Source organism: Actinoplanes siamensis (assembly GCF_016862395.1).
Lineage (GTDB): Bacteria > Actinomycetota > Actinomycetes > Mycobacteriales > Micromonosporaceae > Actinoplanes > Actinoplanes siamensis.
Map to the genome: position 1 here is coordinate 39,713 of NZ_BOMW01000017.1, position 26,953 is coordinate 66,665.

Below are 26,953 nucleotides of genomic sequence, written 5' to 3' on the forward strand. Positions count from 1 at the left end.
CACCTGGAAGGGATCCTGATGAGATCACCGTCAAACCGCCTGACGTCAGCGGTGTTCGCCGTGCTGACCCTCACCGCCACGCTGATGTTCGGCACCCCGGCCTCGGCGGCCGACACCGCCGGCGTCAAGGTGGACACCGCCAAGTCCCGGCCGGCGAAGGTCGCCTCGGCGAGGTTCGCCGCCGAGGGCCGGGCCGCCGGCCTGGACGCCGGCCAGGCGCGCGCCCTGCAGGGCGAGGTCAACCTGTACCTGGCCAAGTACGGCAAGGCGGCCCGGCAGGTCAGCTTCAACACGATCGCGCTCAAGGGCGCCGACATCCACGTCGCCGTGCCCGGCGAGGCGCACCCGCGCGGCATCGCGGGGACCTACTGCGCGTACAAGTGGTTCTGCGCGTACGAGTACGAGTACCAGAACGGCTCCGACATCCACATGTACGACTGCGGGGTGACCTGGTACATCCCGTGGTTCACCACGGGTTCCTGGGTGAACAACCAGACCCCGGGCACCAGGCCGCTGCTGACGTTCACGGACGGGAGCACGTGGCGCATGCCGGGTGCGTACGCTCAGCAGCTGTCCGGTGTCGGCTGGAGCCCGGTGTCGAGCATCGTGCCCTGCTGATCCCGCATCCGGCCGGCCCGGGGGATTCCCCGGGCCGGCCGGCGGCGATCTAATTCTGCGGTGGTACGTCCCTGGGACCGGAACCCCAGGTCAGGCTGGGCGCGGCCGACCGGGTGTAGATCAGGTGCCCGCCGGTGCGGATCGCCGACGCCGGCAGCCAGGCCTGGCTCCGGGACCGGCCGTCGAGCCGCAGGCCCGTGACGTAGACGCCGTCACCGGGCGCGTCGATCGTCAGCGAGCGCCCGCCGGCCAGGTGCACCACCGCCCGCGGGAACAGCGGCGTGGTCAGCGACAGTTCGGCCCGGGTCGGCACGGTCGGGTAGAGGCCCAGCGCGGAGAAGACGTACCAGGCGCTCATCGTGCCGGCGTCGTCGTTGCCGGGGATGCCGCCGGTGCCGTCGCTCCACTTGCCGTCGACGATCGCCCGTACCGTCTCCTGGGTCTTGTACGCCTGGCCGAAGTAGTTGTAGAGGTACGGCGTCTGGATGTCCGGCTCGTTCGTCGCGTCGAACCTCGTGCTGCTCGTCGCGCTCAGGTCGAACGAGCCGTCCGGCTTGCGGAAGAACGCGTCCAGCCGCTCGGCCGCCTTCGCGGTGCCGCCCATCGCCTGGGCCAGTCCCAGCACGTCGGAGTAGACCATCCAGGTGTACTGGGCGCTGCTGCCCTCGACGAAGCCGGTGCCGGTGGACGGGCTGAAGCCGGGCGCCCAGGCTCCGTCGGCGTACCGGTCCCGCATCCAGCCCACGAACGGCCCGTCCGGCGGCGCCGGGGTGGCCACCGCCGGGTCTGCCAGTTCCAGCTCGCCGAGCTGCACGATCGGCTCGCCGCCGTTGGCGGTGACGTTCAGCCGGTAGTAGAGGTACGGCTTGGGCGACGCCACCGCGAACTCACGCGTCTGCCCGCGCCGGGTGAACGTCTGCCCGGTCTGCGCGTCGACCACCTCCCAGTCGGCGCCGTCGGCGCTGCCCAGCAGCTCCCAGTTCTTCGGGTCCCGGCCCGGCACGTCGTTGCCCGAGGTCAGCGCGTAGCCGGTGACCGTCCGCGGCTGTTCGAGCCGCGCCTGGATCCAGCCGGTGGCGGCGAAGGTGAGCCACTTCGTGCCCTTGTCGCCGTCGAACGCCTGCGCCTTGCCCTCGGACGGCCCGTTCTCGCCGCTCGCGGTGATCGCCGTGATCTGTTCCCGGACGTTGTGCTCCAGGCCCGGGTCGGCCTTGGCCGCCGGGTCGAAGACGTTGCGCCAATTGTGCGAGCGGTCCAGGAACCTCTTCTCGTTCGCCCGGTCACCGAGCGCCTTGGCGAGCCGGGACAGACCGTAGTCGGCGGCCGCGTCCTCCAGGGTCTCCGCGGCGCCGCCCCAGCAGTGGCAGTTGTCGGCCGGCACGTAGCCCAGCTCCAGGTACTTGTCGAGAGCCGGTCGCTGGCCGACGCACTCGACGTTGCAGCCGGCGTCGCTCAGGTCGTTTCCGGTGGGCACGGTAGCGGCCCGTACCAGGGAATCGAATGCGCCCCTGACGTCGAAGTCCCGCGCGCCGAAGGCATGCATGCCGGCGATGGCCGCGGCCGACGGATCGCCGGACATCACCGCGGTCTTGCCGTGCTGCAGCAGCCAGCGGTCCCATTCGCCGTCGCGCTGGCCGGCATAGTTGTGGAGCGACTGGGCGAAGTCGCTGGCCATCCCGGGGTCGAGCAGCGCCAGCAGCTGTACCTGCGCGCGGTAGACGTCCCAGCCGGAGAACGTGCCGTACTGCGCCCGCTGCCGGCCGCGGACCGCGTGCACGGCGCCGTCGGCGCCCATGTACTTCCCGTTGACGTCGCTGGTCAGGGTGGGTTCGAGCTGTGCGTGGTAGAGCGCGGTGTAGAACGTGCGGCGCTGCGCCTCGGTGCCGCCGCCGATCGCGATCCTCGTGAGCCGGGTGGTCCACGCGGCCCGCGCCCTGGCCGCGATGTCGCCGAAGCCGCCCCGGCCGCTCTCGGTGGCCAGGTTGGCGCGGGCGCCCGCCAGGCTCACGTAGGAGATGGCGACGCGCATGCCGACGCTCGTCGTGCCGGGGGCGAAGGTCACGTACCCGCCGGATCCCCGGCCCGCGTTGGGCCGGCCGGCGGCGCTGTACCCGCTGCCGCCGGTCTCGTCGGTGCCGCCCGGGGTGAGCATGGCGTCCTTCCACGTGCCGGTGGCCGCGAACGGCTGGTCGAGCTGGGCGACGAAGTGCAGCGTGTAGTACGCGTGGCTGTTGTTCGTGCTCTGCGGGCCGCAGAAGTTGCCGGCGCTGACCGAGCCGGTGACCGTGCGGGTGGCCGGGTCCAGGTGCACCGTCGCGGCTTCGCTTCCGGTCTCCGACAGGGAGGTACGGAAGAGCAGGCTGGCCGTCTTGTCCGCGGGGAAGGTGAACCGGCCGAACCCGGTGCGCGGGGTGGCGGTCAGCTCGGCGCCGGCCCCGCTGTCCAGCCGCACCGCGTAGTAGCCGGGCCGCGCCGCCTCGTTGGCGTGCGTGAACGTGCTGGCGAACACGGCGTCGGCGGCGTCCGCGGTGGGCGAGGCGGTGATGTCGCCGACCTGCGGCAGGACCGGGATGTCGCCATTGGCGCCGGAGCAGCCGACGCCGCTGAGGTGGGTGAGGCTGAAGCCGCGGATCCGGGTCGCGGTGTACTGGTAGCCGCCGGGCGCCGGGGTGGAGATCTGATTGCCGCGGGAGGTCTGCGGGCTCCACGCGAGCATGCCGAACGGGGTGACCGCGCCCGGGTAGGTGTTGCCGAGGTTCGTCGTGCCGATGAACGGATCGACGTACCCGGCCGGATCCTTGACGAGTGGTGGAGACGCCGCCTGAGCTGCGACGGCGCCAATCGGAACGGTGAGGACAACCCCGAGGAGCACGGCGGCAGTACGGGATCCGAACACGCGGCCTCCACAATGACATCGATGTCAGATCACTGGTGAGAGACAGCTTTGTTCGACGATGTTCTATGTGTCAACAGTGCCCGGCGGTTCCGGAACAGGCGCGGGCCGGGCCGTCCGCACGGGACGGCCCGGCTCGCGCCTGCCCTCAGGAGGTCAGGAACTGATCGGCGGTACGACCGGCCAGCTGCTCGCGCAACCAGTGGTAACTCGCCCGCGGGGTGCGCGTCCCGGTCGGGTAGTCCACGTGTACCAGTCCGAAGCGCGGGCCGTACCCGCGCGCCCACTCGAAGTTGTCCAGCAGCGACCAGTAGAAGTACCCGCGCAGGTCGACCGGCGCGTCCGCGGCGGCCCGCGCCGCGGCCGCCAGGTGTCCGGCGATGAACCGGATGCGCTCCGGGTCCGCCCCGATGTCCTCGCGCAACTCGGCCACGCCGTTCTCGGTCACGTAGACCGGCGGCAGATCCGGGTAGCGCCCGGCCAGCCCGGTCAGCGTGTCGTAGAGGCCGCGCGGCTCGATCGGCCAGCCCAGATCGGTGACCGGCACCCCCTCGCGGGTCACCGACCGCACCCCGATGTCGCAGGCGCTGCGCAGGGCCGGATCGGGCTGCTCGTACGGCGCGGCCGCGGCGTGGATCCGGTAGTAGTAGTTGACGCCGAGGAAGTCCAGCGGCGCCCCGATCAGCTTCAGGTCGCCGTCACGCCGGAAGGACAGGTCGCTCACCCCGGCGTAGAGCCGCTCGAACCCGTCCGGGTACGCGCCGCCCAGCACCGGGTCGGTGAACTGCCGGTTGAGCATCAGGTCCATCCGGTCCGCGGCCGCCCGGTCCGCCGCCGAGCCGGTCGCCGGCACGGCCGGGGACAGGTTGAGCGTGATGCCGACCCGCGCCCCCGGCGACACCGCCCGCAGCGCGGTCACCGCCCGGCCGTGCCCGACCAGCAGGTGATGGGCGGCAGCGAGCGCGCCGTGCCCCTCCCTGACGCCGGGCGCGTGCCGGCCCTCGGCGTAACCCACGATCGACGACACGTAGGGCTCGTTCAGCGTGATCCAGTCCCGCACCCGGTCGCCGAGCCGCCCGGCGACCACCGCGGCGTAGTCGGCGAAGCGCTCCGCGGTGTCCCGCGACCGCCAGCCGCCCGCGTCCTCCATGGCCTGCGGCAGATCCCAGTGGTAGAGCGTGACGAACGGCCGGATGCCCCGCTCGCACAGCCCGTCCACGAGCCTGTCGTAGTAGTCCAGGCCGCGCCGGTTCACCGGGCCCGAGCCGGCCGGCATGACCCGCGGCCAGGCGACCGAGAAGCGGTAGGCGTCCACGCCCAGCGAGTCCAGCAGTCGCAGGTCGTCGCGCCAGCGGTGGTAGCTGTCGCAGGCCACCGCGCCCGAGGCCCCGTCGGCGACGGCGCCCGGCCGGCGGCAGAACGTGTCCCAGATCGAGTCGCCGCGGCCGTCCTCGGCCACCGCGCCCTCGATCTGGTAGGCCGCCGTGGCAGCGCCCCAGACGAAGCCGGCCGGCATCGCTGGCAGTTCGGAAGGCGTGGTCATCCCTTGATCGCTCCTTGCATGATGCCGCCGACGATCTGCCGGCCGAGCACCATGAAGATCACCAGGATCGGGAGCGTGGACAGCAGGGTGCCGGTCAGCGTGAGGGTGTAGTCGGTGGTGTAGCCACTGGCGAGCGAGGAGAGCGCGACCTGGACCGTGGCGTTGTTCTGCAGCACCACCAGCGGCCAGAAGAAGTCGTTCCACGCCTGCATGAAGGTGAACAGGCCGAGCACCGCCGCGGCGGGGCGGGCGGCCGGCAGGACGACGTGCCAGTACAGGCCGAACGTGCTGCACCCGTCCATCCGGCCGGCCTCCAGCAGTTCCTCCGGCACCGCGCGGCCCAGGTACTGGGTCATGAAGAACACGCCGAACGCGGTGACCAGGCCGGGGACGATCACCGCGGCCAGGTGGTCGGTCCAGCCCAGCCTGGACATCAGCAGATAGAGCGGGATGATGCCGAGCTGCTGCGGGACCACCGAGGTGGCGACGGCGAGCGCGAGCAGCGCCTTACGGCCGCGGAAGCGCAGCTTGGCGAAGGCGAACCCGGCCAGCGTGGAGAAGAACACCACGGAGATCGTGACCGATCCGCTGACCAGGAACGAGTTGAGCAGCGCCTGGGCGAAGTCGGTGCTGTCGAAGACCCGTGCGATGTTGTCGAACAGGTGGCCGCCCGGGATCAGGACCGGGGGCACCTGGGCGACGGCCTCGCTGGTCTGCGACGACACGACGAACGACCAGTAGAGCGGGAAGACCGATCCGGCGACGACCGCGAGCAGGGCGCCGTACGTCCAGACCGACGCCCGGCGCGGGTAGCCGAAGCTGCGGCGGCGGGCCGGGCGGTGCGATGCCGGCGTCTCGGTGCGGGCCGACGGTGGGCTGGCGAGAACGGTCACGGCGGCTCACTCCTCGTCGTTGGCGATGCGCCGGGTCAGCAGGAAGTTGGCGATCGCGAAGACGGCGATGACCAGGCACAGCGTCCAGGCGATCGCGGAGGCGTAGCCGAACCGGAACTCCCGGAAGCCCTGCTCGTACATGAACAGCGCGGCGGTCTGGAACTGCCGGTCGGAGCCGCCGGTGGGCGTCGAGCTGCCGGCGAACAGCAGCGGCTCGGCCATGATCTGCAGGCCGCCGATCGTGGAGATGACAGCGGTGAAGATGATCGTCGGCCGCAGCTGCGGGACGGTGATCCGCCAGAACTGCTGGCCGGTCGACGCGCCGTCGAGTTCCGCGGCCTCGTACAGGTCGTGCGGGATGGCCTGCATGGAGGCGAGGTAGATGAGCGCGTTGTAGCCGGTCCAGCGCCACGCCACGATGACCGAGATGGCCAGGTGCGAGCTCCAGGTGTTGGCCTGCCAGTCGACCGGCCCGGCGCCGGCCAGCCCGAGCAGCCAGTTGATCATGCCGAAGTCGCGGCCGAACATCTGGGTGAACACGATGGTCACCGCCACGATGGAGGTGATGTTCGGCAGCAGCACGCCCATCCGCAGGCTGGTGCGCGCCCGGAGCCGATGGTTGAGCAGGTGCGCGATCCAGAGCGCGGCGAGCAACTGGGGCACCGTGGACAGCACCCAGATGCTCAGCGTGTTGCCGAGCGCGTTCCAGAAGTACGGGTCGTGCAGCAGCTCGCGGTAGTTCGCCAGGCCCACCCACTGGTGCTCGCCGGCGTCCAGCAGGTTCCAGTCGTTGAACGAGACGTACCCGGTGTAGATCAGCGGGAACAGCCCGAACGCCCCGAAGAGCAGGAAGAACGGCAGGATGTAGAGGTAGGGCGAGCCTAACGTGTCGAGCCGGCTGAGCCGGGCTCGCGGGGCGGTCAGTTGTGGGATGGCCATCGTCGGTCCTTCGTCACCGGAGTGGCCGGCGGTCCCCCCAAGGACCGCCGGCCGTGCGAGGTTGGCTTACTTCTTCAGACGCTCGACGTCGCTGACGGTCTGCTGCCAGGACTGCTCGGAGGTCTGCTTGCCCTGCTCGATCCGGACGAGCCCGTCGCGGATGGTGGTCTGGATGTCACCGGTGCGCGGGCCCTGGTACTGCGGCTTGAGCTCCTTCGCGGCGGTGGTGAAGATCGTGCCGACCGGCGCGTTGTTGAAGAACGGATCCTTGTACGCGGCGATCTCGGGCTTGTCGTAGAGCGCCGGGATCGACGGCAGCAGGCCCTGCGAGGTGAAGATCCGGGCCTGCTGCTCCGGGGCGGTCAGCCAGGCGGCGAGCTTCTTCGCCTCCTCGACGTGCTTGCCCTGCTTCGGGACGGTCAGGTATGAGCCGCCCCAGTTGCCACCGCCACCGGGCACGGCCGCCACGTCCCACTTGCCGCTGAAGCTCTTGGCCTGATCCTTGATCTTGGTCATCATCCAGGCCGGGCAGGCGATCGTGGCGAACTGGCCCTTGGCGAAACCGTTGTTCCACTCCGGCGAGCTCTCGATCAGCTTGGCCGACAGGTTGGCCTGGATGGCCTGCACCACCAGGTTCCAGGCCTTGCGGACCTCGGGGTTGGTGCCGACGACGATGGTGTTGTCCTCGCTGTAGAAGCCCTGCGGCGCCTGCCCGATGATCGCGTTGTAGAGCGCGCCGCCGCCGTCGAAGAACGCGGTGCCCTTCGGCGCCTTCTCCGCGTACTTCTTGCCGACCTCGATGTACTTGTCCCAGCCGGCCGCCCACTGCGCGGAGACCGCGTCCCGGTCGGCGGGCAGGCCGGCCTGCTGGAAAAGGTCGCGCCGGTAGCAGATGGCCAGGCCGCCGACGTCGGTGCCGTACCCGATCTGCTTGCCGTCCTTGGTCAGCGACGCCTGCCACTTCCAGGGCAGGTACTGCGACGCGCGGTCGGTGCCCAGGTCGGTGAACTGCTTGCCGACCTCGCGCATCTGGGCGATGAAGCCGGTGTCGACCCCCTCGATGTCGCCGGCGCCGGTCCCGGTGGCCAGGTGGGTGGCGAGGTCGCGGTGATGGTCGTTGTACGCCGCGGTGTGCTCGGCGATCTTGACGTTCGGGTGGGCCTGTTCGTACTCCTTGTAGAGCTCCTTGTAGCCGAAGTTGCCGAACAGGTTGACGTTGAGGGTGATGTCACCGCCGTCGCTGCCGGAACCGCCGCCGGAGCCGCAGGCGGTCAGCATCACCGCGGCGGCCGTGGCCGCCGCGACGGTGCGCACCATTCGGGACAAGAGCATGTCATTCAGTCCTTTCGGCACGTGTAACCGGTTTCATGAAACCGGTTACACGATCGACACGGCAAAATCGCGAAGCGAGCTGAGGTACTCGAGAACCGGCGGGGTGCGGCCGGAAGATCACGCGGAGCGGGTGCGCCCTTTGAGCCAAGAGTTTGCCTACATCGATGGGCCGGGTGTCAAGTCACAGAGATGTAACGAGATCGACGGGATTGACCCGCGCGACACGTCGCTGTTACGGTCTTGAAACCGGTTACATAGGGGCGGTGCAGTGTCCAGCATCAGGGAATTGGCACATCGGTGCGGCGTCTCCGTCGCCACCGTCTCCCGGGTCTTCAACACACCGGAGGTCGTCAGCCAGCAGACCCGCCAGCTCGTTCTCGACATGGCCGCCGAGATCGGCTACCTGCCGAACGAGTCGGCCCGCACCCTCGCCACGAAGAAGTCCAACATGGTCGGCCTGGTGTGGGACACCGACCACCGCCGCCCCGGCTGGCGGCACCCGTTCCTGCAGGACATCCTCGTCGCGCTGAAGAGCGCGCTCAGCGCGCAGGGACTGCACCTGCTGATGCTCGCCCCGGACCAGTCCGCCGGGCCGGCCGGCCGGCAACGCTTCCTGCGGGCGGTGCAACGCCACAACGTCGACGGCGTGGTCATCATCGACAACGGCAGCCGGGATCCGGCCGTGCTCGCCCTCGCCGACGCCGGAGTGCCGTGCGTCGCCCTCGACCTGCGGTTCACCGGCCCCACCTGCACCTACGTGACCTCGGACAACCGGGGCGGCGGCCGGCTGGCCGCGGCCCACCTGATCGATCGCGGTCACCGGCGGATCGCCACCATCACCGGCCCGCCGGACACCTGGCCGGCTGCGGAACGGCTGGCCGGCTTCCGGGCGGTGCTCGCCGACGCCGGCCGGTCGCTGGACGACGCCGACGTCGTCGCCGGCGACTGGTATCTGGACAGCGGGCACACCGCGATGCGGCGACTGCTCGCCCGCGATCCCCGGCCGACGGCCGTGTTCGCCGCCGGCGACGAGATGGCTGTCGGCGCCATGCGGGCGCTGCACGAGGCCGGTCTGCGGGTGCCGGAGGACATCGCGATCGTCGGCTTCGACGACATCGAGGTGGCGGCGCTGATCCCACCCGGGCTGACCACCGTGGCACAGGACAAGACCGGGATCGGCACGGCGGCCGCGGAGGCGATGGTGGCCATGCTGCAGGGCACCGTGACCCCCGAGCCCACGGCGCTGCCGACGACGCTGATCGTCCGCGGATCGGCCTGATCCCGCGCCCGTCGGCCAGGCCGACCGACCAGGCCGGACCCCGCGTGTGTACGGCCGCGGCGCGGCCGTACACACGCGGGGTCCGGAAAAGAACGACCAGCGGCTCGGTTGTGGTTCAGGGAGGAGCTGTTGACGGTGAGGTCGCTCCGGCCCGCGGCGCCGCGATCTCGAAGCCCATCGTTCTGATAGCGGACCCCCAGGCCGACACGGGTGGCAGCCTCGGGATCGGCGCACTACTTCAACTGGACTTCGACGCCGCCGGAGAAGAACGAGTCGTGCAGCTCGATCCGGGTCAGCTTGGTCGACTTCGGAACGTCGAAGATCAGGTTGCCGGTCACCGCGTTGCCCGGGTTGATGTCGTTGAGGAAGGTCTGGGCATCGGCGTTCGCGTAGATCTCGGCGGCCGTGTCGTTCGAGAACTCGGTGCCCTTGGCGTCATACGCCTTCTGCACCGAGCCGGCGAACGTCTGCGCCTCCTTGCCGATGTTCTTGACCGTCAAGCTGATCAGGCAGAACTGGCCTTGCGCCTTCTTGTTCAGGTACTCCGACCCGACGGTGGTCTTGCCGCAGCTCATCTTCGTGATCGTGAACTCCAGCTTGCCGTCCCGGACCGGGTCGCCGATGCCCGGCTTGGCCGGGGCCTTCGTGGCGGCGGGTCCGGCGGCCTTGCTCTCGGCCGGCTTGTCGGCGGCCTCGGCGACCACGGCCTCGTCATTGCCGGTGGCGGCGGTCTCGGTGGTGTCGCCGCCGGAGAACGCGCCGATGCAGGCAAGCAGGGCGAGAACACCGCCGCCGGCGGCGAACCACGGCCATTTCTTCTTTTTCGGCGGCACGGCCGGCGGGAAGCCGGGAGGAGCACCGAACGCGGGCTGTCCCGGAGCAGGCGGATAGCCGGGAGGAGCACCGAAGGCCGGCTGGCCCGGAGCAGGCGGGAAGCCGGGCGCTACGGGTTGCGGGTAACCGGCGGGAGCGCCGGGCGGCGGGTAGGCCGCGGGGCCGGGCTGGCCGCCGGGAGCGGTGGGCGAGCCGAAGGGCGGGACCGGGGACTGGCCCGATCCGGGGTGCATGGGCTGGTCGGTCAAGGGTGGGTGTCTCCACGGACAGGGAAGCGGGCCTCGTCGCGGCGGGCCCCCGTCCCCACGCCCGACCGCACCCTCAGCCAATCCGATCCCGACTCCCGACACCTTCCGCGCAACGGACCGGAATGCACGCCGGGTGAGCAATCCGTCAACTCCGGACGGTCACCAGCCTGCACCGACACGGGCACCCAAGATCTACTGAACGGGCCGGGGCCGCGGTCCGTTCGACGCCTCCGGGGAGCGGGCGGGTGACGGATGCGTTCCGGTCACATCTCGATCAGGGGCGAGCCGGAGAGCCCTTGGGCGAGCGCCGGCCCGGCGTCCAGGGCGGGCAGGCCGGCGCCGGCGACCGGCGGCGCGGAGGGCACGTTCACGGTCGCGTGCGGAGCCCGGCGGTCCCGGAGACCTCGGCGCCGGCGTCGACGACCCTGCGCTCCTTCGCGGGTCGCGTCTCTAGTTGTCGCGGATCGCGGTGATGAGGGCTTCCCGGACCGCGGCCAGACCGGCGTCGAGAGCGCCGAGCAGGACCGCGTCGTCGTCCAGGGTGGTCACCGCGATCGAGGCCTCCAACGGGGCGGCCCGCCGGAAGGCGCCGGTCACGGCGGTGAGCAGGGCGTCGCCGCCGGCCTGGGCGACCGGGCCGGCGAGCACCACGAGATAGGGATCGAGGACCGCGGTGACCGCGGCCACGCCGACAGCGATCCGGTCGCCCAGGGTGGCCAGGAAGTCGGCACAGCCACCGGCCGCCGCGGCGGCGACCACCGCGGCCGGGGTGTCGCCGGTGATCCCGTTGTCCCGGGCCAGCTCCAGGATCGCGGCTCCGCCGAAGAGGTCCTGCAGGTCGAGCTTGCGGTGGCTGGAGTCGGGTGAGCAGAGCGGCATGTAGCCGATCTCGCCGGCGCCCCCGCGGGTGCCGCGCAGCAGCGTCCCGTTGATGTCGATGGCCAGGCCGAGGCCGTCCTGGCCGATCCAGAGCAGCGCGAAGTTCTCCGCGTCCCGGCCGGTGCCGCGCCTGCGCTCGGCGACGGCGGCCAGGTTCACGTCGTTGTCGGCGCCGACCTCGGTGCCCAGGGCCGCGGCGATCGCCGGGACCAGGCCGGGACGGGCGAAGCCGGGGACCTCGACGAGGCGGATGGTCTCGGTCTTCGGGTCGTACGAACCGGGCACGCCCAGGTGCACGTGCCGGATCCGACCGGCCGGGACCCCGGCCTGCTCGGCGAGCTGGGCGACCACCTCGGTGAGCGCGGTGACCGGGTCGGCGGCGAGGAAGTCGACGCGGGACTCGAAACGGGCCCGTACCGCGCCGGTCAGGTCGCAGAGCGCGGCGGCGACCGACGGTGTCCGGCTGGTGCCGATGTCGCGGACCGAGACGGCTACCGCGTACGCCGCCTCCGGGTTCGCCGAGTAGATCTCGGCGTTCGGCCCGGGGCGTCCGCTGGCGTGCCCCACCACGGTGATCAGGCCAGCCTCGGTCAGCCGCCGGAGCACCTCGGAGATCGTCGGCGTCGACAACGCCGTGAGCTTGCGCAGATCGGCCCGCGTGAGTCTGCCCGGGTCGAGCAGGTGTGCGAGCGCCGCGCTCTCGTTCATGGCGCGGAGCAGCTTGGACGAGCCGGCCAAACGTGTCAACGGGGCCCCCGTCGGGATAGGCAAAGTATTTAACAGTTATCCCATCCTCAGGCCGGGATCGATCCGGTGTCAAGAGTCGCCACTCCAGGATAGGCCGGCATTGATAAAGCTACTTAACAGTCGTAGAGTCCGTCCCCAACGCGCGCCATCCCCGTCACCCCCCTATCGACAGGAGCGCCATGATTCGCGTGAGGACAGTGGCCTACGCCGCACTGGGCCTGGTCGTCCCGGGCGCGGCAGTGGTCCTCGGGCTGCTTCCGGCCAGCGCCGCCACGGCCGGCCCGATCAAGGGCCTGGGCGGCAAGTGCATTGACATCGCCGGCGCCACCAGCACCAACGGAACCGCGATCCAGCTCTACGACTGCAACGGCAGCGCGGCCCAGCAGTGGACCGTGGGCAACCCCGACCAGAGCATCCGGGCGCTGGGCAGATGCCTGGACGTCACGGCCGCGGCGACGACCAACGGCGCCAAGATCCAGCTGTACGACTGCAACGCCACCGGCGCGCAGAAGTGGACGTTCAGCAACGGCACGCTGATCAACTCCGGATCCGGCAGGTGCCTCGACGTCACCGACCGGAGCACCGCCAACGGGGCCCGGCTGCAGATCTGGACCTGCGCCGGCGGCGCGAACCAGACCTGGACACTGCCCGGCGGCTCCACCCCGACGTCCGCGCCGACCACCGCCCCGGCCGGCAAGAACCTGGACGACCCGGCGAAGAAGGACGTCGCCATGCAGATCGTCTCGGCGGCCGAGAACTCCTCGCTGAACTGGCGGGCGCAGTTCTCCTACATCGAGGACATCGGCGACGGCCGCGGCTACACGGCCGGCATCATCGGCTTCTGTTCGGGCACCGGCGACATGCTCGAGCTGGTCGAGGCGTACACCGCTACCAAGCCGTCGAACGTGCTGGCCAAGTACCTGCCGGCGCTGCGCGCGGTGAACGGCACCGACTCGCACGCCGGCCTCGACCCGAACTTCACCAGGGACTGGAAGACCGCCGCGGCGGACCCGGTGTTCCAGGCCGCGCAGGAGTCCGAGCGGGACCGGGTGTACTTCACCCCGTCGGTCCGGGACGGCAAGTCCGACGGGGTCCGGGCGCTCGGCCAGTTCGCCTACTACGACGCCGCGGTGGTGCACGGCTACGAGGGCATGCGGGCGATCCGCAGCCGCGCCCTGGCCAAGGCCAGGCCGCCGGCCCAGGGCGGCGACGAGCGCGCCTGGCTCACCGCCTTCCTCGACGAGCGGGTGGTGGAGATGAAGAAGGAGGAGGCGCACTCCGACGTGACCCGGATCGACACCGCCCAGCGGGTGTTCCTGAACAACGGCAACTTCGACCTGAACACGCCGCTGGACTTCAAGGTCTACGGCGACTCGTACCACATCGGCTGAGCGCTCACGGCCGCCCGGACCCGTGGTCCGGGCGGCTCGCCGGCTCGCCCGGACCACCGACAGCGCGCGGCCCGGCCGGTCGGCGAAATCGGCACGGAACGCGCCGGCCCGGGTCGGAGGATGGCGCGACGGCGGGCCTCCCGCCGGTCAGGGCTGCGGACACGCTGCAAGTCCAGGCGAGAGATCCTGTCGTACCCATCGCCTACCGTGCAGATGTGGTCACTCGCCGGAAACGCCGCCGCCGGAACGACGGGCTGCTCACCGTCCTCGGCGGACTGGGACTCCTCGCGCTGCTGACGGTGCTGGTGGAACAGGCCCGGGCACACCCGGTGGCGGCCACGCTGATCGCCTGCGGACTACTCGCCGCCACCGCGGCCGGACTCTGGGCGTGGCACGGCGAGCGGCGGCGGATCGCCGAGCACGAACGCGAGGTGGCGGTCACCGACGGCATGTCGGGGACACAGTTCGAGCACTTCACCGCACGGCTGATGAGGGCCAGCGGCTTCCGTGGGGTCCGGGTGGTGGGCGGCAGCGGCGACCTGGGGGCGGACGTCCTGGCGTACACACCGGACGGCCGCCGGATCGTCGTCCAGTGCAAACGCCTCGCCGGCAGCCTCGGCAGCCCGCACGTCCAGAAGTTCGCCGGCACCGCCCGGGATATCCACGGCGCCGACGTGGCGCTGCTGGTCACCACCGGCCGGCCGACGGCCCAGGCCCGCGAGGTCGCCCTGCGCTGCCGGATCACCCTCATCGACCGCCCCGAGCTGGCCCGCTGGCTCTCCACCCGATCCCTCGACTGCTGACCGGGCGGGCCGGATCACCGGCGCCGGTGACGATCAGGGAAAATGACCGGGTGCCAGCGGATGACGAACTCGACACCTCGATCCTGACCGAGCGGCAGCGCCGGATCCTCACCGTCATCCGCGACTCGGCCCTGCGGTACGGATACTCGCCGTCCACCCGGGAGATCGCCGACGCCGTCGGGCTGGCCTCCACCTCGGCGGTCGCGCGCCACCTGCGAATCCTCGAGGACCTCGGGTTCCTGCGGCGCGGGCGCTCCACCCGGCCGGTCGACGTCCGGATGTTCCTGCGGCCGGCCGAGCAGCTCCGCGACGCACCGGCCACGATCGGCGTCCCGGTTCTCGGCGACATCGCGGCCGGCACGCCGATCCTCGCCGAGGAGACCGGCGACGAGGTGCTGCCGCTCCCCCGCGACCTGGTCGGCCGGGGCACCCTGTTCGCGCTCCGCGTCCGCGGCGACTCGATGATCGACGCGGCCATCTGCGACGGCGACCTCGTCGTTGTCAAGCAGCAGTCGGAGGCCTACAACGGCGACATCGTCGCGGCGATGATCGACGACGAGGCGACGGTGAAGGTGTTCCGCCGCCGCGGTGGTCACGTGATCCTGGAACCGCGCAACCCCGCCTACGCCGACATCGACGGCGACCGGGCCACCATCCTCGGCAAGGTCGTCTCGGTCCTGCGCTCGGTCTGACCGCCCTCCCGCCCGCACCACGACAACCACCCCCGGCCCGGCACCCGCGGCTGGCGCTGGTGTGGTCGTCCGGCCCGGAGGGCGTCGCCGGCTGCCAGCCGGGCGCACCGGGCCGGCGCGGGTGACCCCGCGGGGTCGGCCTTTCGGCGGATACGCCGTCGGGACGGCCCTGACCATGGTCGGATGTGCGCCCCCGGCCGGGTTCCTACGATCGGCACCATGACGATCGACGAGGGTGCCCGGCGTTCAGCTCCGCTCCAGGGCACGGGAAGGCGCCGCGCGGGACGGAGCGCCGCGGTGCTGGCGCCGGTGTCCGGGCTGCTGCTGGGGTTCCTGGACTTCGTATGGATCAAGTATGTGCCGGCCCCGTTCGGCGGGCTCGGCAACTCGATAGCGGTCTGGGCGGTCGCGGCGTTCCTGCTGACCTTCGCGAACCGGTGGCGCCTGCCGCGGGGTGTGCTCGCCGCGGCCGTCCAGCTGATCGTCGCCGTCCCGGCGTACTACCTGGCCGCGACGCTGATCCAGAACGACGACCCGGCGAACATGTTCGACGCCAACGCCGTGATCTGGATGGGGCTCGGGCTCGTCGCCGCAGTGGTCTTCGGGGCCGGTGGAGTGCTGGCCCACCGCTGGGACGCGGCGCGGGCGCTGCCTGGCGCGGTGCTGTTCGCCGAGGCGGTGATCCAGTTGCGCCGGCTCGGCGATCCGTCCTGGTCCGGGGCGGAACTCACCTCGTACGCCGCGACCCTGATCCTGCTCGGTGCCGGGATCAGCCTGCTGATCACGCCCACCTGGACCCGCCGCGGCCTGGTTCTGCTCTGGGCGCTGCCGTTGACCCTCGGTGGGTTCGTCCTGCTGCACCTCACCGGGTTCCGCTGAGGCGGGCACGGCCGCGTCCGAGCCGTCCCGGCGTGCGGAAGTGCTTGTTGATCGCCGCGCGTCAGGCGCCCGCCGAGAAAGGCGGTGCCCCCGGCGTCGCTGAATCCGCAGGTCACCTGAGGTTGGAAGATCTTATCGATTCTTGCTGATTGCTAACCGATGACTACCTGGTTACGGTGGGAGCGCTCCCAGTAGGCCCTTCTCCTCGGAAGGAAGCCCATGTCCCCTGTCTCCCCCCGCGCCAGATGGGTCGCCGCGACGGCCACGGCGGCCACCGCGGCCGCCGGCGCCGTCCTGCTCTCCACCGGAACCGCCGAGGCCGGCACGATCAGCGGCACGCTCTACCGCGACCCGGGCACCGCCGCCGCCCGATGGGTGGCCGCCAACCCGAACGACTCACGGGCCGCCGTGATCCGTGACCGGATCGCCAGCCAGCCGTCGTCGCGCTGGCTCAGCAACTTCAACCTGTCCACGATCGGGTCCGAGGTGTCGTCGTACGTCGCCGCCGCCAACGCCGCCGGCCAGATCCCGGTGCTCACCGCGTACGCCATCCCCAACCGCGACTGCGGCGGCGCCAGCGCGGGCGGCGCGCCGGACCTCAACCAGTACCAGACCTGGATCAACGGGGTGGCCGGCGGCCTCGGCAACCGGACCGTGATCGTGATCCTGGAACCGGACTCGACAGCCCTGCAGACCTGTCTGAGCGCCAGCGAGAAGACCGCCCGCGACCAGGCCCTGGCCACGGCCACCCGGACGCTGAAAGCGGCGAACCCGAACGCCCGGGTCTACCTGGACGCCGGGCACTCGACCTGGAACAGCGCCGCCGAGCAGGCCACCCGGCTGATCGCGGCGGGCGTCGCGAGCGCGGACGGCTTCTACACCAACGTCTCCAACTTCAACGGCACCTCGGCCGAGGTGAACTACGGCAAGGCGATCATCGGTGTCCTGAACGGGCGCGGTGTCACCGGCAAGCACCAGGTCGTCGACACCAGCCGCAACGGCGGGGCGTCCGGCGACTGGTGCGGCGACGACAACACCGACCGGCGGATCGGGACCTATCCGACCACCGCGACCGGGGACGCCGACGTCGACGCCTATCTCTGGGTGAAGCCGCCCGGCGAGGCCGACGGGTGCCGGTACGCGGCCGGGTCGTTCCAGCCGGACCTGGCGTACAGCCTGGCCAGCAGCGCGCCCAACCCGCCGTCCACACCGCCCTCGTCGCCGTCCACCACGCCCTCCTCGTCGCCCTCCGCGTCCGTCAGCCCCTCGACCCCGGCGGGCGCCGGCTGCACAGCGGTCCTCACCGTGGCCAGCCAGTGGCAGGGCGGCTTCCAGGCGACCGTCAAGGTCACCGCCGGAAGCCGGGCGACCAGCGGCTGGGTGGTGTCCTGGACGCTCGCCGGCGGGCAGTCGATCAACCAGGTCTGGAACGGCACGCTGACCGTCAGCGGCTCCACCGCGACGGTTCGCAACGTCTCCTGGAACGGGTCACTGGAGCCCGGCCGCTCCGCCGAGTTCGGCCTGACCGCCTCGGGCAGCGCCGGAACACCCACGTTGACCTGTACCGCGGCGTAGCGGCCCGCCCCGCCGCGCGTCATGTTGGACCCAGCGATTAATGTCGATGTGGCTTGCTGCCGAGTCCGGAAAGGACAATCGACTGTGCGAGGCAGAATCCGCTGGGCCGTCGCCGCCGTGGCCCTTCTGAGCGTGCTCGCCGGAGGGGTCACCCCGGCGAACGCCGTCGCCAACGGCGAACCAGTGCCGGACGGCTCCTACCGTTTCTCCGTCAAACTCACCATGACCGGCATCCCCACGGCCGACGGCGGCAAGCGGGACAGCGCCTGCTCCGGCGCCCTGATCGCCTACCTGTGGATCATCACCGCCGGCCACTGCTTCCGGGACGTCAACGGCGTGCGGGTGGACCGCCCGGTCGCCGACCTGACCACCGCGACCGTCGGCCGCACCGACCTCACCAAGACCGGCGGTCAGGTGGTCGAGATCGTCGCGGTCAAGCAGTCCGCCACCGCCGACGTCGCCCTCGCCAAGCTGGCGAGGCCGGTCCGCGCCGTTCCGCCGCTCCGGGTCGGCACCCAGCCGCCGGCGGTCGGCACGATCCTGCGGATCACCGGGTTCGGTTCGCTGACCAGCACCAACCCGGTCCCGTCGACCCGGCTGATGACCGGGCAGCTGAAGGTGATCTCGGTGAGCACCTCGGAGCTCGGCCTGAACGGGTACGCCCCGCAGCCGAACACCACCCCCTGCCCCTACGACTCCGGCGCGCCGTACTTCACCCAGAAGCCCGGCGAGGGCCCGGTGCTGGTGGGCGTCGTCAGCAACGGCCCGGGCTGTCCGCACACCAGTGTGGAGATCGCGGGCCGGACCGACAACCTGGCCGGCTGGATCAGCTCGACGATCGGCTAGCTCCACCCGCGGCCCTGGCCGGGCCCTCCGCCGTGGACCAGGCGACCGGTCGGCGGCGTCGGCGGAAGCGTCACGGGACGGCACGGCCGGGGCGCGGCCGCCCGGCCCGCGCCGGGCGCCCCGGCCGCCGGCCCGCGCCGCTGTCGTTCTCGCCCACGATGCCGTGACGTGGTCCGGGTGGCGCCGGGCTCGCGCTCCCGGCCGGCGCTCAAGGGTTTCTCGCGGGCCCCGCGGGACCTCTCACTGCCAGCTGCGTGAGGACGAGCTGGAGTTCGAGGCGGGCCGTGGGATCGTCGAGGGCCGGGCCGAGCAGCGCGCGGAGGCGGTTGAGCCGGTAGCTGACGGTCTGCGGGTGGACGTAGAGTTCGGCCGCGACGGCGGTGCGCGAACCCCAGTGGCGCAGCCAGGCCGCCAGGGTGACCAGCAGTTGGTCGCGCTGGCCGGGGCGCAGGCCGGCCAGCGGGGCGAGGCGACGCGAGGAGAGCGCGGCCAGCGCGCCGGGCTCGCCGCGCAGGGCCAGCGCGGCGAAATGATCCTCGACGAACACCGCGTCAGGTCCGGTTCCGATCAGTTCGGCGGTGCGTTCGGCGAGGCGGACGGCCGCCGGGACCTCGCTCCACGGCAGGGCCGGGCCGGCCACGGCGTTCCGGCCCTCCAGGGCCTCGGCCAGCGCCGGTCGGTCCGCGCGCGGACCGGCGCGCAGCAACAGCACAGCGTCCCCGGCGCGCTCGGCGACGACGCCGTCGGCAGCGAATCGGAATCGGGCGTCGCGGGCCTGGTCGGCCGGCAGCAGCACCGGGACCACCCGGTCCAGCGCCGGCCAGCCGATCGCGGCGACCGCCTCGCGGGCCACGTCGGCCGGGGCGCCGCCGCGCAGCAGCAGGTCGGCCACCCGGCGGCGGCGGCGGTCACCCTCGCCGGCCTGCTCGCGCAACTGGCGGGCCAGGCCATCGGTGCAGGCCGAGGCGAGCTCGTCGACGAAGGCGCTGATCGCGTCGGAAAGGTCGACGATCTCGTCGACGGTGACGGCGCGGGACTCGGCAAGCGACTGGGAGGCGGCCCGCAGCAGCAGGCGGGCGGCCGTGCGCAACGCGCCCAGCAGCAGCTCCGGGCCACGGTTCTCGCGGGCCTCGCCGGCGCCCAGCGCGACGAACACCTCGCGGATCCGGGGCGGCAGGGCCGGCTCGTCGGTGCCGGCCAGATCGAGGAACCGCTCCAGGGCGACCTGCACCGGCGTACGCACGTCGCGGTCGAATTTGGCGCCGGCGGTGTCGGCGAACGCCGGGTTGGCCGTGGCGACCGCGTCCGCGATCGCCGGGACGGTGGCCGGCAGTCGCGGCCGCATCGCCGCCGCGAGGTCGGTCGGCACCCGCTGCCAGGGGGTCGTCATCGTCGGATTTTGTCACCCGGTGACAACCGGAGCGCCGCAGATTGCTGGCTGCGGGACGGTGCCTCGGCGCCGTCGCGGAGTGACGATGGTCCCGGTCACACCCGACTACAGGATCGGATCCGCTCGTGAAACACCGGATGTCCCGCCGGCACGTGGTCGACATGTGCCGGACGATGCTGGACCGCGGCTACCTGAAGGCGACCGAGGGCAACGTCTCGGTGCGCATCCCGGGCCACGAGTTGTACGCGGTCACCCCGAGCAACTACGACTACGACAAGATGCGGGTCGAGGACGTCTGCATCGTCGACTTCCAGGGCAGGCACGTGCCGGACCCGGACGGCGCCGGCGGGCTCGTGCCGTCGATCGAATGCGGGATGCACGCGAACATCTACCGCGAGCGCCCGGACGTCAACGCGATCGTGCACACCCATCAGCCGTACGCCTCGGCCCTCGCCTTCCTGCGCAAGCCGATCCCGGCGCTCACCGACGAGCAGGTCCGGTTCCTCGGCAAAGAGGTCGCGATCGTGGACTACGCGCCGTCCGGCACCGGCTTGCTCGCCAGGAAGGTGCAGAAGAAGGTGGCGAGCGGGGACAACGCGTTCATCATCGCCAACCACGGCGTGGTGGCGGTCGGCACCGACCCGTCCCGCGCGGTGTTCAACATGGCGCTGCTGGAGAAGGTGTCGATCGCGTACCTGCTGGCGCTGACGTCAGAGGCCGGCAGGGTCTACACGATCCCGGACACGATCCGCGAGATCGCCTTCGGCAAGCTGCGCAAGGACGAGAAGCGGATCGCCGCGCAGATCACCGAGGCGGTCGAGCCGGTCCGCGTGCCGGACGACGAGGAACCGCCCAGCGTGGCCGACGTCCCGCAGATCGTTTCCGGCGAGAAGCCGGGATACATGATCAGCGAGTACCTCGACGTGCCGGACACCATGCGGCGGCTCAAGGCGCTGGTCGCCCAGCCGGTCCGCGGCCTGCGGCACGACGCCCTGCTGGACGTGCTGAACTACTTCGAGACCAAGTGCACGGCCAGCAGGGAGATCACCGAGCGGGCCAGGAAGCGGATCCCCGGCGGCGTCCAGCACAACCTGGCGTTCAACTACCCGTTCCCGCTCGCGATCGACAAGGCCGAGGGCGCGCACCTGATCGACCGGGACGGCAACGTCTACATCGACTTCCTGCAGGCCGGCGGGCCGACGATCCTGGGCAGCAACTACGGCCCGGTCAACGAGCGGGTGGCCGCGGTGATCAGGGAGAGCGGACCGGTCACCGGCCTCTTCCACGAGTACGAGCTGAAGCTCGCCGAGATCATCAACAGGTACATGCCGCACATCGAGATGTACCGGTCGCTGGGCTCCGGCACCGAGGCCGTGATGGCGGCGGTACGGGCCGCCCGCGCGCACACCGGCAAGAAGATGGTGATCAAGGTGGGCGGCGCGTACCACGGCTGGTCCGACACCATGGTGTACGGCCTGCGCGTGCCCGGCACGTTCCGGATGAACGCCAAGGGCATCCCGTGGGGCGCCACCGGCCGGACCCGTGAGACGTTCCCGCACGACCTGGGCACCCTCAAACGCAAGCTGATCGAGAACCGGGTGCGCGGCGGCACCGCCGCGGTCGTGGTCGAGCCGTTCGGCCCGGAGTCCGGCACCCGCCCGGTGCCGGAGGAGTACAACGCGGCCGTCCGCCGGCTCTGCGACGAGTTCGGCGCACTGCTGATCTTCGACGAGGTGGTGACCGGTTTCCGCACCGGGCTGGGCGGCGCGGCCGGATACTTCGGTGTGACCCCGGACCTGACCGTCTTCGGCAAGGCCGTCTCGGGCGGTTACCCGATGGCCGGCGGGGTCGGCGGGCGGGCCGACGTCATGAGCGTGTTCGGGTCCGGGCTGGACGGCAAGAGCGGCGCGCACATCCAGGTCGGCGGCACGCTCTCGGCGAACCCGCTGTCCTGCGCGGCCGGGTACTTCGCGATCCAGGAGATGGCCCGCACCAACGCGCCGGTGCTGGCCGGCCGGGCCGGGGACCGGCTCACCCGCGGGCTGCAGCGGCTGATCGACAGGTACGGGCTGCCCTACGTGGCGTACAACCAAGGGTCGATCGTGCATCTGGAGTGCAGCGGCGTGATGCTGCTGGACATGCGCAACCCGGTCAAGCTGCTCAAGGAGAACAAGGCGCGCAAGACGCTGATGGAGCAGATGGGCGCGGCGTACGCGGCGCACGGCGTCATCACGCTGGCCGGCTCCCGGATGTACACCTCGATGGCCGACACCGACGAGGTCATCGACGACGCGCTGGCCCGTTTCGACCGGGTGTTCGCGCTGGTCGAGGGAGTGTAGATGCCGCTGCCGCCCCAGGTCCTCGCGATCGACCTCGGCACCTCCGGGATGAAGGCCGCCCTGGTGGCGGCGGACGGCACGGTCACCGGCTGGGCCGAGCGACCGGTGCCGCTGCGCGTGCTGCCCGGCGGCGGCGCCGAGCAGGACCCGGTCGCCTGGTGGGACGCCCTGGCCGAGGTCGTCGCGGACCTCGGGCGGAGCTTCCCGGAGCACCTGCGCGCGGTGGGCACGATCTGCTCCTCGGCACAGGGCGAGGGCACGATCGCGGTGGACGCGCACGGCGAGCCGCTGACCCGGTGCATCAGCTGGCTCGACATGCGCGGGGCGGCACATCTGCGCCGTCAGTTCGGCGGATTCCCGTCGTACCGGGGAATCTCGGTCCGGAAGATCGCCCGGTGGTTGTGGCTGACCGGCGGGATGCCGTCGGTGACCGGAAAGGATCCGGCCGCGCACATGCTCCTGGTGCGCGACGAGATGCCCGAGGTGTACGCCAGGACCAAGTCCTTCCTCAACGTCCTGGACTGGATCAACCTGAAGCTGACCGGGCGCACGGTGGCGACCGTCGACTCGATCCTCACCTCCTGGGTCACCGACAACCGGAGGGCGACGGGCGTCCGGTACGCCCCGTCGCTGGTCGCGGCCAGCGGGATCGACGCGGACAAGTTCCCGCCGATCGTGAGGTGCACCGAGGTGATCGGCACGCTCGTCTCCCACGCCGCCGATCACCTCGGTCTTCCGGCGTCGGTGCGGGTGGTGGCCGGGGCGATCGACAACACCGCGGCGGCGATCGGCGCGGGCACCGTGCGGGACAACGAGCCGCATCTCTACCTGGGGACGTCGTCGTGGATCGCGGCGCACGTGGCCGCGAAGAAGACAGACGTGGGCAGCGGGATCGCCTCGATCCCGTGCGCGCTGCCGGACCGGTATCTGATGACCGCGTTGCAGGCCACGGCCGGGGCGAATCTCACCTGGCTGCGGGACAAGATCGTGGAGTACGACGATCCGCTGCTCCGCGCGGGACAGATCAGCCGCGACGAGGGAACGATCTTCGACGCGTTCGACGCGATCATCCCGTCGGTTCCGGCCGGGGCGGACGGGGTGCTCTACATGCCGTGGCTCTACGGGGAGCGGGCGCCTGTCGACAACCCGCACCTGCGCGCCGGTTTCCTCAACATCTCGCTGGAGACGAGCCGGTCGGACCTGCTCCGGGCGGTGTTCGAGGGGGTGGCGCTGAACACCCGGTGGATGGCCGCCGCGGTGGACAGGTTCCTCGGGGCGCCGGTGTCGTCCCTGGTGATCACCGGTGGGGCGGCCCGGTCCCGCTCGTGGTGCCAGATCTTCGCCGACGTGCTGGGCGTCGAGATCCGCCGCGACGCCAACCCGGTCCTGGTCAACGCCCGCGGCGCCGGCTGGATCGGCGCGGTCGGCGCGGGTCTCATCGATTTCCCGGACATCCCGGACCTCGCTCGCAACGACCACGTCTTCGAGCCGGGGCCGGACCGGGCCACCTACGACGACATCTACGCGATCTACACCCGCCTGCACAAACAGCTGGCGCCGGTCTACAAGCGCCTGCACGCCGGCCGCCGGCCCGCCTGATCCACCGGCTGCGCGCCGGCGGGACTCCGGCCAGGGCCCAGCCGACGGTTCCACGCCCGCGGGCTCGGCTCAGCGCCTGGCGGCCGGTTCCGGAGCGACCGCCGCCGCGACCTCCAGCGCCGCCCGGCGCACATCCCCGTGCCAGCGGGTCGGGAACGCGTCGATCAAGCGCCACCCCGCCCGGTGCAGGACGCCCTGCCGCTCGATGTGCGCGTCCGGCCCTTCCGGATGCACCCCGCACAGCACGCCGGCAGCGAGTTCGGCCACCCCGACGCAGAGATCGAGGGTCCACGGCCCGACGACATAACCGGGCCGCACCGGGACGCCGAGCCGCTCCAGCTCGGCGGCGAGCCGCCCGGCCCACCCGGCCGCCCCGCCGCCGTTTCCCGGCAGGCCGCCGGCGACCGGTCGGCCGCCGGAGGCCTCTCCGGAGCCGGGCGACACCCCTGCGGACCAGCGGGGAACGGGGGGCGCGGCGGATGGCGAACGGTCGCCGGAGGCCGCGGACACCTCTGCGCGCAACGGGGACCCGGCGTAGGTCAGGTAGTCGGCGAGCAGGCCGGACGGGCTGGTGAGCGAGCTGAGCACGACCAGGCGCCGGCGAGCCCGCGTCACCATGACGTTGAACAGCTGCGGGTCGGTGACGAACCGGCGCCGGCCCGGCGAGTCCCCGTCCAGCAGCCCGAGCGAGACGATCACCGCGTCCGCCTCGCTGCCCTGGAAGGCGTGCACCGTGCCGACCCGCAGCCGCAGCTCCTCGATCCGCTCGGCCGGCAGAGCCGTCAGCAGGGCCGCCTCCAGGGCCTCCGCCTGCGCGCGGAACGGGCTGATCACCCCGATCCCCCGGAACCCGGCCGCGGCCAGCTCCTGTACCGCCCGCAGCGCCGCCGCGACCTCCGCCTCGTTGACCCCGTTGACCAGCGCGGCGTCCGGCACGTGCCGGACGTCGATGGCGCTCGCCCCGTCTGCCAGCGGGGTACGGGTCAGCACCGCGACCCGGCCGCCGTAGAACCGCCGCGCCGGGAAGTCGATCAGGTGCGGAACGCCGCGGTGGTGCTCGGCCAGCCAGATCGTCGGCGCCGAGGCCGCGGCCAGGTCGTAGGTGCTGACCCGCCGCACGTCCAGCCGCTCGCCGGCGCCGTGCCGGTCGAGCACCTGGGTCACGTCGACGTCGCTGACGAACGACACGAACCGCAACTGCCGCGGATCCCCGACGATCAGCGCCCGCCTGGCCCGGGCCAGCACCGGCGCCGACCGGATCTGGTCCACGTGCGACGCCTCGTCGACGACGACCAGGTCGAAGAGGCCGGGCTCGGGCGGCAGCAGATCCTCCACGTCGGCGACCGTGCCGATCCACAGCGGCAACGCCCGGACCAGCGGCGCGGCCTCCATCCGGGCGAGCAGCTCACGGCGGCGGTTGCGGCCCGCCCGCAGCGCCGCGGCCAGCGCTCCGGCCGCCCGGCGCGCGTCCCGGTCCCACCGCTGCGCGCCGCGCGCGGAATCCCGCATCGCCTGCCCGGCCGCTTCCCGCAACTCCTGCTCCGCGGCGTGCAACTTCGACCAGCGCCCGGCGAGGTCGGTCCCGCCGGTCGCGGCGAGGTGTGCGGCCGCCCGCTGCGCGGCCGCCGCGTCAAGAGCCTCGTGCAGGACCTTGTCCGGTACGGACCCGGCCGCGCCCAGCAGCCGGTAGGCCGCCCGCCGAGCGGCCCGGGCACGCCGCCGCCCCCACCAGCCGAGCAGGCCACCGCCGCGCACGTCGCCCCGGCCTGCGTCGCCGCCGCCCGTGCCGGTGGCCAGCAGCTCGCGGACCTCGTCGAGATCGACGGCGTCGTCGAAGGCGCCGGGGACCCGCACGGACAGCTCGGGCAGCCGCGCCTGGTACTCCGGGAGCGACGCGGCACGCTGCTCCCGGGCCAGTTCGGCCCCGATGGCGGCGCTCTCCGCGCGTACCGGATCAGAAGCCGCCCTGACCCGCTCCTGGCCGGAACGGATCAGAGCAGCCTCGACCCCCTGATCTGCTCCCGCCGCGAGCTCGGCCTCCAGCCCGGCCCGGCCGCCGGCATCGCCGAAGAGCACCGGCGGCGGTCCCGGATAGCGGGCCAGAAGGCCGGCCAGCACCTCCGCGGCGTGCGGCGACTGCGTCGCCACCAGCACCGAGCCGCCCCGGTCGACCACCTCCAAGGCCGCCGCCACGACCGTGTGGCTCTTCCCGCTGCCCGGCGGTCCGGAGACCACGGTGACCGGTTCCGATCGGGTCCGGACCACCACGCGTTCCTGCGGCCCGGTCAACGGCAACGGCGAGATGACGGGATCCGCGCGGCCGTCGAGGTCACCGCGGACCCGGGTCGCGGGCGGGTCGTCGCCGACCGGCGTGCGGGGCTCGCCGTAGATCGCGGCCAGCGCGGTGCCGGACAGGTCACGGCCGGCCCAGCTGCGGAGGCTGTCGGCCAGGCCGCCGCCGAAGACGTCCCGGACCACGAACAACGCCGGGGCGGCGACCAGCGCCAGACCCTCCGCCGGGATCCGCTGTTCCCGGCCGATGATCGCGCCCACCGGCAGCCCGGTGGCCTCGGCGACGGATCGCAGCCAGGACCGGCTGCCGGTCGCCTCCAGCCAGCCGGGCGTCGCCAGGCCGGGCGCCGCCTCCAGCGCCGCGGCCAGGTCACGGTCGGTGACCAGGGGTGTCACCTCGACGTCCCCGGCCGGGACCACCTTGTAGGCGAGCAGGGACCGTTCCAGGTGCACCGGCTGGCTCAGCAGCGGCACCCGGATCTTCCGCGGCTTGCCCTCGACCTCGATCCGGCCGGCCAGGAATCCCCAGCCCCGGTGCAGGATGCGCTCCTCGCGGTGCAGCGTGTCGAGGGCGGCCAGGCGCTCGACCGCCGCCTGCCGCGGGGCCTTCTCCGCGGCCTGGAGCCAGACCAGCGCCTGCGAGCCCCGGGTGACGTCCAGGGTGCGCTCGGCGGCGGCGGGGGCCAGCTCGGCGAGTACGGCGAGTACGGTCCGCGGCTGCATCGCCCGCGAGACTACCGCCCGCCCACCAGAGCCGGCCGCCGGTGACGTCTTCCTCGCCGAGGATCTCGTGCGGACCGCGCTGACGAAGCTCTACGTCTCGTGGGCGGCGTTCCGGACGGCCGACCGTCCGGGCGCCTCCGTGCGACGGGCACTGTTCAACGCGCTGGTCGACGAGCGCAAGCGGATCTGGCGGCGGCACGAGCGGGGCCGGTCGCGGAC

Annotated in this window: 19 protein-coding genes; 10 read left to right on the forward strand and 9 right to left on the reverse strand. The window is 72.1% G+C overall.

Annotation, left to right across the window (positions count from 1 at the left end):
* Positions 1 to 18 precede the first annotated feature (18 nt).
* The gene (locus Asi03nite_RS08575; protein ID WP_203677922.1) at positions 19 to 618 is read left to right on the forward strand and encodes a hypothetical protein; all 600 of its coding nucleotides are present in this window, start codon (positions 19 to 21) and stop codon (positions 616 to 618) included.
* A 49-nt stretch (positions 619 to 667) separates the two neighbouring features.
* Here the strand turns inward: Asi03nite_RS08575 and Asi03nite_RS08580 are convergent, their stop codons facing one another.
* From Asi03nite_RS08580 to Asi03nite_RS08600, 5 genes are all read right to left on the reverse strand, one after another.
* The gene (locus Asi03nite_RS08580; protein ID WP_203677938.1) at positions 668 to 3,514 is read right to left on the reverse strand and encodes a GH92 family glycosyl hydrolase; all 2,847 of its coding nucleotides are present in this window, start codon (positions 3,512 to 3,514) and stop codon (positions 668 to 670) included.
* A 145-nt stretch (positions 3,515 to 3,659) separates the two neighbouring features.
* Positions 3,660 to 5,054, reverse strand: coding sequence for a GH1 family beta-glucosidase (locus Asi03nite_RS08585; protein WP_203677939.1), 1,395 nt, complete (start codon positions 5,052 to 5,054; stop codon positions 3,660 to 3,662).
* Positions 5,051 to 5,947 carry a carbohydrate ABC transporter permease gene (locus tag Asi03nite_RS08590; protein ID WP_373872097.1) on the reverse strand — a complete coding sequence of 299 codons (897 nt, stop codon included), beginning with the start codon at positions 5,945 to 5,947 and terminating at the stop codon, positions 5,051 to 5,053. Before Asi03nite_RS08590 ends, Asi03nite_RS08585 begins: the two co-directional genes overlap by 4 nt.
* Before the next feature lie 6 nt (positions 5,948 to 5,953).
* On the reverse strand, positions 5,954 to 6,886 hold the full coding sequence (locus tag Asi03nite_RS08595; protein WP_203677941.1) for a carbohydrate ABC transporter permease: 933 nt from the start codon (positions 6,884 to 6,886) through the stop codon (positions 5,954 to 5,956).
* Between the two features lie 66 nt (positions 6,887 to 6,952).
* A complete protein-coding gene (locus Asi03nite_RS08600; RefSeq protein WP_203677943.1) occupies positions 6,953 to 8,218 on the reverse strand; it encodes an ABC transporter substrate-binding protein in 1,266 nt (421 codons plus the stop codon).
* A 286-nt stretch (positions 8,219 to 8,504) separates the two neighbouring features.
* Between Asi03nite_RS08600 and Asi03nite_RS08605 the strand changes: the two genes are divergently transcribed.
* Entirely contained in the window at positions 8,505 to 9,497 is a 993-nt protein-coding gene (locus Asi03nite_RS08605) for a LacI family DNA-binding transcriptional regulator (protein WP_239102543.1), read from the forward strand.
* A gap of 233 nt (positions 9,498 to 9,730) precedes the next feature.
* On the opposite strand, the gene Asi03nite_RS08610 is transcribed toward Asi03nite_RS08605, so the two are convergent.
* Both Asi03nite_RS08610 and Asi03nite_RS08615 read right to left on the reverse strand, forming a co-directional pair.
* On the reverse strand, positions 9,731 to 10,579 hold the full coding sequence (locus tag Asi03nite_RS08610) for a DUF4352 domain-containing protein (RefSeq protein WP_239102544.1): 849 nt from the start codon (positions 10,577 to 10,579) through the stop codon (positions 9,731 to 9,733).
* A 450-nt stretch (positions 10,580 to 11,029) separates the two neighbouring features.
* Positions 11,030 to 12,205 carry an ROK family transcriptional regulator gene (locus tag Asi03nite_RS08615; protein ID WP_203677947.1) on the reverse strand — a complete coding sequence of 392 codons (1,176 nt, stop codon included), beginning with the start codon at positions 12,203 to 12,205 and terminating at the stop codon, positions 11,030 to 11,032.
* A gap of 179 nt (positions 12,206 to 12,384) precedes the next feature.
* Between Asi03nite_RS08615 and Asi03nite_RS38450 the strand changes: the two genes are divergently transcribed.
* The 6 genes from Asi03nite_RS38450 to Asi03nite_RS08645 all read left to right on the forward strand — a co-directional run bounded on the left by Asi03nite_RS38450 (position 12,385) and on the right by Asi03nite_RS08645 (position 18,391).
* Positions 12,385 to 13,596: a chitosanase gene (locus tag Asi03nite_RS38450; RefSeq protein WP_203677949.1), complete on the forward strand. Its 1,212-nt coding sequence runs from the start codon at positions 12,385 to 12,387 to the stop codon at positions 13,594 to 13,596.
* A gap of 215 nt (positions 13,597 to 13,811) precedes the next feature.
* A complete protein-coding gene (locus Asi03nite_RS08625) occupies positions 13,812 to 14,399 on the forward strand; it encodes a restriction endonuclease (RefSeq protein ID WP_203677950.1) in 588 nt (195 codons plus the stop codon).
* Positions 14,330 to 15,091, forward strand: a complete 762-nt coding sequence (gene lexA, locus Asi03nite_RS08630) for a transcriptional repressor LexA (protein ID WP_203678074.1) — start codon at positions 14,330 to 14,332, stop codon at positions 15,089 to 15,091. The genes Asi03nite_RS08625 and lexA overlap by 70 nt, the downstream gene beginning before the upstream one ends.
* Before the next feature lie 219 nt (positions 15,092 to 15,310).
* Positions 15,311 to 15,970 carry a DUF6518 family protein gene (locus tag Asi03nite_RS08635; protein WP_239102546.1) on the forward strand — a complete coding sequence of 220 codons (660 nt, stop codon included), beginning with the start codon at positions 15,311 to 15,313 and terminating at the stop codon, positions 15,968 to 15,970.
* A 219-nt stretch (positions 15,971 to 16,189) separates the two neighbouring features.
* A complete protein-coding gene (locus Asi03nite_RS08640) occupies positions 16,190 to 17,545 on the forward strand; it encodes a glycoside hydrolase family 6 protein (protein WP_203677956.1) in 1,356 nt (451 codons plus the stop codon).
* An 84-nt stretch (positions 17,546 to 17,629) separates the two neighbouring features.
* Positions 17,630 to 18,391, forward strand: a complete 762-nt coding sequence (locus Asi03nite_RS08645) for a S1 family peptidase (protein ID WP_239102547.1) — start codon at positions 17,630 to 17,632, stop codon at positions 18,389 to 18,391.
* Positions 18,392 to 18,599: 208 nt separating this feature from the next.
* Here the strand turns inward: Asi03nite_RS08645 and Asi03nite_RS08650 are convergent, their stop codons facing one another.
* The gene (locus Asi03nite_RS08650) at positions 18,600 to 19,781 is read right to left on the reverse strand and encodes a PucR family transcriptional regulator (RefSeq protein ID WP_203677968.1); all 1,182 of its coding nucleotides are present in this window, start codon (positions 19,779 to 19,781) and stop codon (positions 18,600 to 18,602) included.
* Between the two features lie 125 nt (positions 19,782 to 19,906).
* Between Asi03nite_RS08650 and Asi03nite_RS08655 the strand changes: the two genes are divergently transcribed.
* On the forward strand, positions 19,907 to 22,120 hold the full coding sequence (locus Asi03nite_RS08655; protein WP_203677970.1) for an aminotransferase class III-fold pyridoxal phosphate-dependent enzyme: 2,214 nt from the start codon (positions 19,907 to 19,909) through the stop codon (positions 22,118 to 22,120).
* Positions 22,121 to 23,719 (forward strand): xylulokinase, encoded by a 1,599-nt coding sequence (locus Asi03nite_RS08660; RefSeq protein WP_203677972.1) that lies wholly within the window; start codon positions 22,121 to 22,123, stop codon positions 23,717 to 23,719.
* Positions 23,720 to 23,788: 69 nt separating this feature from the next.
* Here Asi03nite_RS08660 and Asi03nite_RS08665 read toward each other — a convergent pair whose 3' ends face one another.
* Positions 23,789 to 26,734, reverse strand: a complete 2,946-nt coding sequence (locus Asi03nite_RS08665; RefSeq protein WP_203677974.1) for a DEAD/DEAH box helicase — start codon at positions 26,732 to 26,734, stop codon at positions 23,789 to 23,791.
* Positions 26,735 to 26,953: the final 219 nt, after the last annotated feature.